The organism is Streptomyces stoeckheimensis, from assembly GCF_045822005.1.
Taxonomy (GTDB): Bacteria; Actinomycetota; Actinomycetes; order Streptomycetales; family Streptomycetaceae; genus Streptomyces; species Streptomyces stoeckheimensis.
On sequence record NZ_CP169550.1, the window covers coordinates 3,474,278 to 3,486,542 of the forward strand.

At 71.8% G+C, this 12,265-nt stretch carries 1 protein-coding gene; it reads right to left on the minus strand.

Annotated features, from left to right (window positions below):
- Positions 1 to 23: 23 nt before the first annotated feature.
- A complete protein-coding gene (locus ACE1OC_RS15540) occupies positions 24 to 12,194 on the minus strand; it encodes an amino acid adenylation domain-containing protein (RefSeq protein WP_407837531.1) in 12,171 nt (4,056 codons plus the stop codon).
- Positions 12,195 to 12,265 lie beyond the last annotated feature (71 nt).

Sequence of the window (12,265 nt, forward strand, 5' to 3'; positions counted from 1 at the left end):
AAGTGTCGGTCGGTTCTCTGGAGTCAGACGGCGCGCGGCCTGGTCATGCCCTGCCAGACCTCGGCGAGCACGTCCGGGCGGGCCATTTCCGCGTGGCTGCAGGCCAGGCTCTCGATGTCGAGGCGGCCCGATGTGAAGGCGTTCCAGACGGTCGCGTCGAGCGCGTCGGCGGGCCGGTCGTGGGCCGCCTCGAAGAACCGGACGTCGCCGTCGAACTCTCCGGGAACGTGCTCCGTGATGATCCGGTGGTTGTTCCGGTAGACCGCGGCGATGTCCGGGAGGTGGCGTTCGGCGAGTTCGGTGAACATGCTCCCGTCGCGGCGCAGCCCCGTCAGGATCCCCGCCATCGTGAGCGGCCCGTCGCCTCCCCCGGCCCGTACGCCGAAGAACTCGGCGAGCCCCGCCGCCACTTCCTCCTCCGTGAGGGGAAGCGGCGCCCCGGCCGGCAGCACCGGGTAGGAGTCCAGCAGGGCGAGGATCTCCACCTGCTCGCCCCGGGCCCTCAGCTGGACGGCCATCTCGTGGGCGACGACACCTCCGAAGGACCATCCCATCAGGCGGTACGGACCCGATTCCTGCACCCTCCGGATCTGCCGGACGTAGTCGGCCGCCATGTCCCGGATCGAATCCGGGAGGGCTTCCCTTCCGTCCGTTCCCCGCGCCTGGAGGGCGTGGACGGAGTGCTCCGGAGAGGAGATTCCCGCCAGCGGCGAGTAGCACCAGCCGATGCCGCTCACGGGGTGGACGCAGAAGGTGACCGTGCTGCCTCCCTGGTCCTTGATGGGCAGCAGCACCTCGAACGTCTCACCGGCCGTGGAGTCGCCGAGCTGTTCGGCGAGGGTGGCGGGGGTCGGCGCGGCGAACAGGGCCCGCAGGGCGAGGGTGTCGCCGAGGGTGTCCCGGATGCGGCCGGTCAGCTGGACCGCCAGCAGGGAGTGGCCGCCGAGCTCGAAGAAGTTGTCGTCGATACCGGCCTCGGGCACGCCCAGGACCTCCGCGAACAGGCCGCACAGGACCTCCTCGCGCGGGGTCCGGGGAGCACGCCCGGAGGCGGCCGCCTCGTACACGGGCGCGGGCAGGGCCCGCCGGTTCAGCTTGCCGTTGGCGGTCAGCGGCAGCCGCTCCAGCACCACGACGGCGGAGGGGACCATGTACTCCGGGAGGAGTCCTGCGGCGTGGGCGCGCAGCGCCTCGGTGTCCACGGCGGACACGGCGGACACGGCGTCTGCGGCGTCCACGGTGTCCGCCGTGTCCTGGCCGGCCTCGGCGACCACGTAGGCCACCAGGCGCTTGTCGCCCGGCTGGTCCTCCCGGGCCACCACCGCCACCTGGGACAGTCCCGGGAAGCGGGCCAAGACCGTCTCGATCTCGCCGAGTTCGATGCGGAAGCCGCGGATCTTGACCTGGTCGTCGACCCGGCCCAGGTACTCCAGCTGCCCGTCCTCCGACCAGCGGGCCAGGTCACCGGTGCGGTACATGCGGCTGCCCGCCGGACCGTACGGATTGGCGACGAACCGATCCGCCGTCAGGTCCGGGCGACCGAAGTACCCCCGGGCCAGACCCGCGCCCGCCAGGTACAGCTCCCCGGCCACGCCCGCCGGCACCGGCTGCAGATGTCCGTCCAGGACGTACGTCTGCATGTTGTGCAGGGGGCGGCCGATCGACGGCGCCTGCGTGACGGGCCCGTCCGTGGACCACACCGTGGCGTACACCGTGGCCTCGGTCGGGCCGTAGATGTTGTACACGCGGTCGGCCCGGACTTCGGCCTTGACCTCGGCGGCGGCCTGCACGGGCAGGGCCTCGCCGCAGAACAGCAGGGTGCCCGCAGTGGTGCGTACGTCGCCCTGGGACACGATCCGGGAGAGTGCGGACGGAACCCCGCTCACCAGGGACGCCGTACGGCCGTCGGCCTTCCGGTCGCCCAGGGCCAGCAGGTCGCGGAGCACCTCGATGCAACCGCCGGTCAGCAGCGGACCGAACATCTCGAACACGGAGACGTCGAAGTTGAGCGACGTGGTGAACAGGACGTGGGCCAGCCGCTCCGGACCGAACTCGTCACGGGCCCACACGGCCAGGTTGGCCACGTTGGCGTGGGTGACGACGACCCCCTTGGGGCGGCCGGTCGATCCCGAGGTGTAGATGACGTACGCCGGGTGCAGCGGCCGCAGGACCGTGCGGCGGTCGCGATCGGTCGGGTCGGTGGCGGGCCTGCTCTCCAGGGAGGCGACGACCTCGGGAGCGTCCAGGACCAGCCGCGGGGTCCGCGAGCCGGCCGGGAGCACCTGTGCGGTCTCCCCGACCGTGAGGACGAGCGCCGGATCGGCGTCCTCCAGCAGGTAGGCGATCCGGTCCGCCGGGTACGCGGGGTCGACGGGCATGTAGGCGGCCCCCGTCTTGAGCACGGCGAGCAGCGCCACCATCGTCTGCGCGGTGCGCGGCAGGGCCAGCGCGACGAACTGCTCGGGTCCCACCCCCTGCGCGATCAGCTCGTGGGCCAGGCGGTTGGCCCGCTCGTTCAGCTCGGCGTAGCTCAGGTCGGCGTCCGGGGCCAGGACGGCCGGGCGCTCGGGGGTCAGGGCGACCTGCGCCTGGAACAGCTCGGGAAGCGTGGCCCGGGGCACCTCGACCGCGGTGTCGTTCCAGTCGTCCAGGACCGTGCGCCGCTCCGGCGAGGAGAGGATGTCGATCCGGCCGACCGGCCGGTCCGGGTCGGCGACCGCTGCCTCCATCACCCGCACCATGCGGGTCACGAGGGTTTCGACGGTCTCCTGGTCGAACAGGTCCGTGCTGTAGTGCAGCAGACCGCCGATGCCGGCCGGGCCGCTGTCGGTGCCGTGGTGCTCGGTGAAGGTGAAGCCCAGGTCGAAGCGGCTGAAGACGACCGGGACCGCCTCCTGGGCCACGGTCAGGCCCGGCAGGCTCACCGGACCGTCGCCCGCGGCGTCCAGGCCGAAGATGACCTGGAACAGGGGGTGACGGGACAGGGACCGCTGGGGGTTGACCGCCTCGACCAGTCGTTCGAAGGGGACGTCCTGGTGGGAGTAGGCGGCGAGGTCGGTTTCCCGGGTGCGGGCGAGGAGTTCGCGGAAGCTGGGGTTTCCGGAGGTGTCGTTGCGCAGGACCAGGGTGTTGACGAAGAACCCGACGAGGTCGTCGAGGGCTTCGTCGGTGCGGCCGGCGACGGGGGTTCCCAGGGGGATGTCGGAGCCCGCGCCGAGCCGGGTGAGCAGGGTGGCGACGGCGGCCTGGAGCACCATGAACAGCGTGGTGTTGGTTTCCTGGGCCAGGTCGGCGAGCGCGCGGTGCAGGGCGGCGTCGATCCGGATCGGGACGGTGTCACCGCGGTAGTCGGGCACCTTCGGCCGCTGACGGTCGAAGGGCAGCGCGAGCTGGTCGGGAATCCCGGCCAGGGTGCTCTTCCAGAAGTCCAGCTGCCCGCTCACCACGGAATCGGGGTCTTCCTCCGTGCCGAGGAGCTCGTGCAGCCACAGGGTGTAGTCGGCGTACTGGACCGGGAGCGCGGACCACTGCGGTGCGCGACCCTCGAGCCGGGCGCGGAACGCCGTCTCCAGATCGCGGCCGAGGGGACCCATCGAGGCGCCGTCGCTGGCGATGTGGTGCATGAGCAGCAGGAGGGTGTGCGCGCCGGGAGCCGCGGTGAACAGGGTTGCCCGCAGAGGGAGTTCGACGGTTAGGTCGAACACGTACTGGCCCGCGTCGCTCAGCGCCGTGGACAGCTCGTCGGCTCGGCAGGCGGTGTGGTGCAGCTCCAGGTGGACGGCGTCCGCCGCCAGCACCACTTGGGCCGAGCTTCCGTCGAACTCCTGGAAGACGGTCCGCAGGCTCTCGTGGCGCACCACCACGTCGTTCAGCGCCCGTTCGAGAACACCGGCGTCCAGGTCACCGGTGATCCGGAAGGCCACCGGGACGTTGTACGTGGCGTTCGCGCCCTCCAGCTTGTTGAGGAACCAGAGGCGGTTCTGCGCCGGCGACAGCGGAATCCGCTCCGGGCGTGCCACCGCGGTCAGCGCGGTCCTGGCCGATCCGGCCTGCGTGATCTGCTCGGCCAGTCCGGCGATGGTCGGGGTCTCGAAGAGGGTGCGGACGGGGAGCTCGATGTCGAGGGTGGTGCGGATGCGGCTGATGAGACGGGTGGCGAGGAGGGAGTGGCCGCCGAGCTCGAAGAAGCTGTCGTCGATCCCGACGGTCGGGAGACCGAGGGTGTCGGCGAACAGGCCGCAGAGGATCTCCTCGCGCGGGGTGCGCGGTCCGCGTCCGGTTCCGGGGGCGGGCAGGTCGGGGGCGGGCAGGGCCCGGTGGTCCAGCTTGTTGTTGGTGGTCAGGGGGAGCTGGTCCAGGACCACGAGGGCGGAGGGCACCATGTACTCGGGCAGGAGTTCGGCCGTGTGGGTGCGCAGGGCTTCGGTGTCCACCGGGTCGTGGCCGGTCTCCGCGACGACGTAGGCGACGAGTCGCTTGTCGCCGGGCTGGTCCTCGCGGGCCACCACCGCGACCTGGGCCAGTCCCGGGAAGCGGCCGAGTACGGCTTCGATCTCGCCGAGTTCGATGCGGAAGCCGCGGATCTTGACCTGGTCGTCGGCGCGGCCGACGAAGTCGAGGAGTCCCTCGCCCGCCCAGCGGGCCAGGTCTCCGGTGCGGTACATGCGGCTGCCGGCCGGACCGAACGGGTCGGCGACGAAGCGTTCCGCCGTCAGGTCCGCACGTCCGTGGTAGCCGCGGGCCAGTCCCGTGCCCGCGAGGTACAGCTCGCCCGCCACGCCTTCGGGGAGCAGGGAGAGGGTGTCGTCGAGGATGTAGGCGCGCATGCCGTCCAGCGGACGTCCGACCGGGACCGGCGCCGGCACCTCGTCGCCCGCGCTCCACAGGGCCTGGGTCGCGAACAGGGTCGTCTCCGTCGGCCCGTAGGCGCAGCGGACCAGGGTGTCGGGGCTGTGTTCCAGTACCCGGCGGACCGCGGTGGGGGAGATGAGGTCGCCGCCGGTGATGACTTCCCGGACGCCGGTGAAGCAGTCGGGTGCTTCCTCGGCCATGACGCGGAACAGGCCCGCGGTGATGTCCAGTCCGGTGATCTCCTCCTCGATGATCAGTCGGGCGAGTTCGGCGACCGCGAGGTCGCCTTCGGGGGTGATGACGGTGCGCCCGCCGTGCAGCAGGGGCACCCAGAAGGCGTAGGTCGAGGGGTCGAAGGCGTACGAGGCCAGGAGCAGGACCCGCTCGTGGGCGCCGGGCCGCTCGAACATGCCGTCCACGACCAGGTCCAGGATGTCGCGGTGGGTGACCGCGACTCCCTTCGGGCGGCCCGTGGAGCCCGACGTGTACATCACGTACGCCAGCTGCTCGGGGTGGCATGCCACACCCGGGTTCTCGACGGGGAGCGAGGCCAGCTCGCTGTCCTGGTCGATCACCACGAGCTGCGGGGTGTCGGGCAGACCGCTTTCACGTGTCGCGGTGTCGGCCAGCAGCACCGGAGCGGACGTCTGGTCGACGATCCACTGCATGCGCTCCAGCGGGTACCCGCTGTGCAGCGGAAGATAGAACGCTCCGGCCTTGAGCACCGCCAGCAGTGCGATCACGAGGTCCACGGAGCGTTCCATCAACACCGCGACCGGAGCCTCCGGAGCCACACCCAGACCCACCAGCCGGTGTGCCAGCTGGTTCGACCGCTCCTCCAACTCCCGGTAGGACAACTCGCGTCCGGCGCAGCGCACCGCCACCGCGTCCGGGGACAGCAGTGCCTGCGCCGCGAAAGCCTCCTGCACCGAACCGGCGTCGAGACCCTGACGGGGCTCCGCACCCGCCCACGACTCCAGCAACCGCACGCGCTCGGCCGCATCGAGCACGTCGATGCGACTGATCGTCTGCTCCGGATCGGCGGCAACGGATTCCAGGACGCGGACGAGCGTGGCGAACAGACGCTCGACGGTCTCCCGGTCGAAGAGATCCGTGGCGTAGGTGATGTAGGCGCGCACCGGACCGGGAAGGCCGTCATCGGTGTGCTTCATGAGGAAGTTCAGCGACATGTCGAACTTCGCCGTCTGCTGCTCCCCGACGATCTCCCGGGCTGTCAGACCGGGCAGGTCCAGGGTGCTGCCGTCGCCGGTCTGCAGGTTGAGCAGGACCTGGAACAGCGGGTGCCGGGCCAGGGACCGCTGGGGGTTGACGGCCTCGACGACGCGCTCGAACGGCACGTCCTGGTGGGAGTACGCGGCCAGGTCGGTCTCCCGGACCTGCTCCAGCAGGCTGCGGAACGTCGGGTTGCCCGAGGTGTCGGTGCGCAGCACCAGGGTGTTGACGAAGAATCCGACGAGGTCGTCCAGCGCTTCGTCGGCGCGGCCCGCGACCGGGGTGCCGATCGGGATGTCCGTCCCCGCGCCCATCTTCGTCAGCGCCACCGCCAGTGCCGCCCGCACCACCATGAACGGGGTGGCACCCGTGGAACGGGCCAGGTCGGCCATCCCGCGGTGCGCTTCCGCGGCCAGCTCGAAGAAGACCGTGTCGCCGCGGTAGCCGGCCGTCTTCGGCCGGGGGCGGTCGTAGGGCAGTTCGAGCTGGTCCGGGATGCCTTCCAGGGCCTTGGTCCAGAAGGTGAGCTGCTCGCTCACCAGGGAGTCGGGGTCGTCCTCCGCTCCGAGGAGCTCGCGCTGCCACAGCGTGTAGTCCGCGTACTGCACCGGCAGCGCCGGCCACGAAGGCTCGGCCCCCTCGGCGCGGGCCTGGAAGGCGACCTCCAGGTCGCGCGTCAGCGGTCCCAGTGAGGCGCCGTCGCTCGCGATGTGGTGCAGGAGCAGGAGCAGGACGTGCTCGGCGGGGGCGACGGTGAACAGCGTGGCCCGCAGCGGAAGTTCGGCCGAGAGGTCGAAGACGTACTGACCGGCCCCGCCCAGGAGCGCGTCCAGCTCGTCCGCACCGCAGGCGACCCGGTGCAGCTGCACGCCGGCGGCGTCCTCGTTCAGGATCACCTGGACCGGGTCCCCGTCCACCTCCTGGAACACCGTCCGCAGGCTCTCGTGGCGTGCCACCACGTCGCCCAGGGCGCGTTCGAGCACGTCGGGGTCGAGCTCCCCGGCCAGCCGGAAGGCCACCGGGGCGTTGTAGGTGGCGCTGGTCTCCTCGAGCTTGTCGAGGAACCACAGCCGGTTCTGCGCCGGGGACAGCGGGATCCGCTCGGGGCGGGCCACCGCGGTCAGCGCGGGCCGGGCCGCCCCGGCCAGCGCGACCCGCTCGGCGAGGGCGGCCACCGTGGGCGCCTCGAACACGGTCCGCACGACCAGCTCGACGCCCAGGACCGCACGGATGCGGCTGGCCAGCCGGGTGGCGAGCAGGGAGTGACCGCCGAGCTCGAAGAAGTTGTCGTCGACACCGACCGCGGGCACGCCCAGCACGTCGGCGAACAGGCCGCACAGGACCTCCTCGCGCGGGGTGCGGGGAGCGCGCCCGGCGCCGGTCGACGGCAGTTCGGGGGCGGGCAGCGCGCGCCGGTCCAGCTTGCCGTTGGTGGTCAGCGGCAGCCGGTCCAGCACCACGAGGGCGGAGGGGACCATGTACTCCGGGAGGAGTCCTGCGGCGTGGGCGCGCAGCGCCTCGGTGTCCACGGCGGACACGGCGGACGCGGCCGACGCGGCCGACGCGGCGTCCTGGCCGGCCTCGGGGACCACGTAGCCCACCAGGCGCTTGTCGCCGTCCTGGTCCTCACGGGCTATGACGGCCACCTCCGACAGCCCCGGGAAGCCGGCCAGTACGGCCTCGACCTCGCCGAGTTCGATGCGGAAGCCGCGGATCTTGACCTGGTGGTCGACCCGGCCGACGAACTCCAGCAGTCCGTCCTCCTGCCAGCGCACCACGTCACCGGTGCGGTACACCCGTGCCCGGGGATCGTCGGAGAACGGGTGCTCGACGAACCGCTCCGCGGTCAGCTCCGGGCGGTTCCAGTAGCCCCGGGCGAGGCCGGGGCCGCCGACCCACAGCTCGCCGGGGATCCCGGGGGGAAGCAGGGCGCCGTTCCCGTCCACGACGAACACCTCGGTGTTCGTGATCGGCCGGCCGATGGGGAGCTGCCCCGTCCGGGGCGTGGTGCGGTCCACCTCGTAGCACGTGGTGAACACCGTCGCCTCGGTCGGGCCGTACCCGTGGATCAGGTGCTCGGGGGCCCACGGCCCGGCCACCAGCTGGTCCACCACGGGCCGGTCGATCGCCTCGCCGCCGAAGAACACGTACTGCAGGCCGGCCAGGAGGTCGGGGCAGTCCAGGAGGTGCTGGCGGAGCAGGGGGGCCGTCAGCCACATCATCGTGACACCGGAACGGTGCAGGGCGGCCTTGAGCTCGACGGCGTCGAGGAGGACCTCCTTGTCCATGACGACCATGGCGGCGCCGGACGTCAGCGCGGGCCAGCATTCGAAGGTGAAGGCGTCCCAGGCGAAGTTGGAGGGATGGGCGACCACGTGGCCGGGCCCGATGCCGGCGAACACGTCGCTGTCGACGAGCCGGCAGACCGAGCGGTGCTCGATCATGACGCCCTTGGGCGTACCGGTGGAGCCGGAGGTGTAGATGACGTGGAACAGGCTGTCGGGGCCGACCTGAACGGACGGGTCCGTGTGGGGCCGGGTGGCGATCTCGTCCCACTCCCGGTCGATCAGGAGCAGCTCGGCGTCCACGGCCCCCAGCCGGTCCCGGAGGTGTGCGTGGGTGATGACCAGCGACGCCTCCACGTCGGCGATCATGAACTCCAGCTGGTGGGACGGGTAGTCGTGGTTGAGCGGCACGTAGGCGGCGCCCGCCTTCAGTACGCCCAGGACGGCGACGACCGCGTCGATTCCCCGCTCGACACAGACCGGGACCCGCTGCTCCGCGCGCACTCCCAGGCCGATCAGGTGGTGGGCGAGCCGGTTCGCCCGCATGTCGAGCTCGCGGTAGGTCACCGCCTCCTCGCCACAGAGCACCGCCGGCGCGTCCGGAGTCCTGGCGACCTGGTCCTGGAACAGCTGGTGCACGGTGGTGGTGTCGGGGTACGGGACGGTCGTGTCGTTCCACTCGACGACGAGCTGGTGGTGTTCCTCCGGGGACAGGAGGCCGATCCGGCTCAGGGGCAGTTCCGGGTCCGCCGCGACCGCGGCGAGCAGTCGCTGCAGGGACGCCGTGATCCGCTGCGCGGTGTCCGCGGTGAACAGGTCGAGGGCGAAGCCCAGCCGGCCGGTCACCCCGTCGGGGGCTCCGTCTCCGGCGTGCTGCTCGAAGAGTTCCAGGGTGAGGTCGAACTTGGCGACGTCGGTGTCGCCCAGGGTCACGTCCGTGGTCAGGCCCGGCAGGTCCAGGCGTACGGCCGTGTTGTTCTGCATGGCGAGCAGGACCTGGAAGAGCGGGTGCTGGGCGGCGGAACGCTCCGGGTTGACGGCGTTCACCACGTGCTCGAAGGGGACGTCCTGGTGGGCGAAGGCCTCCAGGGACACCTGGCGCACCCGGGCCAGCAGGTGGCCGAAGGAGGGGTCACCGGTGGTGTCGGTCCGGATCACCAGGGTGTTGACGAAGAAGCCGACGAGGTCGCCCATGGCCTCGTCCGTCCGGTTGGCGATGGGGGTGCCGACCGGGATGTCGTGCCCGGCGCCCAGCCGGGAGAGGACCGCGGCGAAGGCGGCCTGCATCACCATGAACAGGCTGGCCTCGTGGGTGCGGCCCAGGTCGGTCAGGCGTCGGTGCAGCTCCGCGTCCAGCTCGAAGGAGACCGTGTCGCCGCGGTGGCTGGCCGTCTTCGGGCGGGCGTGGTCGTAGGGCAGTTCGAGCTGGTCCGGGATGCCTTCCAGGGCCTTGGTCCAGAAGGCGAGCTGCTCGCTCACCAGGGAGTCGGGGTCCTCCTGCGCACCGAGGAGCTCGCGCTGCCACAGCGTGTAGTCCGCGTACTGCACCGGCAGCGCCGGCCACGACGGTTCCCGCCCCGCGCACCGCGCCGCGTAGGCACGGCTGATGTCATGGGTCAGCGGGGCCAGCGACCAGCCGTCGGACGCGATGTGGTGGACGAGCAGGAACAGGACCTGTTCGGTCTGCGACAGGGAGAAGAGCCGGATCCTGACCGGCGGGTTCACGGCCAGGTCGAACCGCTCGGCGGAAAGGTCCGCGATGCTGGCGGTCAGAGCGGCCTCGTCGGTCTGCACGACCTCGAAGTCCTGCAGCGCGCGGTGCGCCGGCAGGATCTGCTGGAACGGCACGCCCCGGGCGTCCTCGGGGAAGACGGTGCGCAGGCTCTCGTGGCGTTCCACCACGTCCATGAGCGCGGCCCGCAGCGCGGCCCGGTCCAGCGGACCGGACAGCCGCACGGTGAGGGGAAGGTTGTAGGTGGCGCTGGTCTCCTCGAGCTTGTCGAGGAACCAGAGGCGGTTCTGCGCGGGAGACAGCGGGATCCGCGCGGGGCGGGCCACCGCGGTCAGTGCGGGCCGGGCCGCCCCTGCCTGCGCGACCCGCTCGGCGAGGGCGGCGACGGTGGGCGCCTCGAAGACGGTCCGCACCACCAGCTCGACGCCCAGGACCGCACGGATGCGGCTGGCCAGCCGGGTGGCGAGCAGGGAGTGACCGCCGAGCTCGAAGAAGTTGTCGTCGATGCCCACGGCCGGGAGGCCGAGGGTGTCGGCGACCAGGCCGCAGAGGATCTCCTCGCGGGGGGTGCGGGGAGCGCGCCCGGCGCCGGTCGACGGCAGTTCGGGGGCGGGCAGCGCGCGCCGGTCCAGCTTGCCGTTGGTGGTCAGGGGGAGCTGGTCGAGGACCACGAAGGCGGAGGGGACCATGTACTCCGGCAGCAGGCCGGCGGCGTGCGCACGCAGGGCCTCGGCATCCGGCGTCCCGTCGACGTGGCCCGGCTCGGCGACCACGTAGGCCACCAGGCGCTTGTCGCCCGGCTGGTCCTCACGGGCGACGACGACCACTTGGGACAGTCCCGGGAAGCGGGCCAGCACCGTCTCGATCTCGCCGAGCTCGATGCGGTGCCCGCGGATCTTGACCTGGTCGTCGGCCCGGCCCAGGAACTCCACGAGTCCCTCGGCGGACCAGCGGGCGAGGTCTCCCGTGCGGTACATGCGGGTGCCGGCCGGGCCGAAGGGGTCGGCGACGAACCGCTCCGCCGTCAGGTCCGGGCGGCCGAAGTAGCCGCGGGCCACGCCCGTGCCCGCCAGGTACAGCTCACCGGTCGTGCCGACGGGCACCGGCGACAGGCCGTCGTCGAGGACGTGGGCCTGCATGCCGTCGAGCGGAAGCCCGATCGGCAGCGGCGCCGGCAGCTCGCCGTCGCCGGACCACGGGTACTGCGTCGCGTACAGGGTGGTCTCGGTGGGACCGTACGCGCTGCGCACGACGATGCCCGGGCAGTGGTCGAGGACCCGGCGCACCGCCGTCGGGGAGACCACGTCCCCGCCCGAGATGATCTCCCGTACTCCTGCGAAGACGGTCGGGTCCTCCTCGGCCATCACCTGGAACAGCCCTGCGGAGACGTCCAGGGCGGTGATCTCCTCCTCCGCGATCAGGCGGGCGATCATCGCCACGCTCGGCTCGCCCTCGGGCGTGATGACGGTGCGCGCGCCGCGCAGCAGCGGCACCCACAGGCCGTAGATCGAGGGGTCGAAGGCGTACGGAATGACCATGAGCACCCGCTCGTGCGCGCCCGGCCGGTCGAACATGGTGTCCACCACCAGCTCCAGGACATCGCGGTGGGTGACCGCGACCCCCTTGGGACGGCCCGTGGAGCCCGACGTGTACATCACGTACGCCAGCTGGTCCGGCCGGCACCGCACACCCGGGTCGGTGACCGGGAGCGAGGCCAGCTCGGCGTCCCGGTCGACGAGGACGACCCGCGGGGCATCGGGCAGGCCCCGCTCAGCCATCGCGGCATCGGCCAGCAGCACCGGAGCCTTCGTCTCGTCGACGATCCACTGCATCCGCTCCAGCGGATACGCAGGGTGCAGCGGCAGATAGAACGCGCCGGCCTTCATGGCCGCCAGCAGCGCCACCACCAGGTCCACCGAGCGTTCCATCAGCACCGCGACCGGCGCCTCCGGACCCACCCCCAGACCCACCAGCCGGTGCGCCAGCTGATTCGCCCGCTCGTCCAGCTCCCGGTACGACAACTCCCGCCCGGCGCACCGCACCGCCACCGCACCCGGAGAACGCAGCACCTGCGCCGCAAAAGCCGCCTGCACCGAATCACCGATCAACGTCGTGCCCGACTCGAACGACCGGTCCTCGGCACAATCAACAGCAGTTGCAGCAC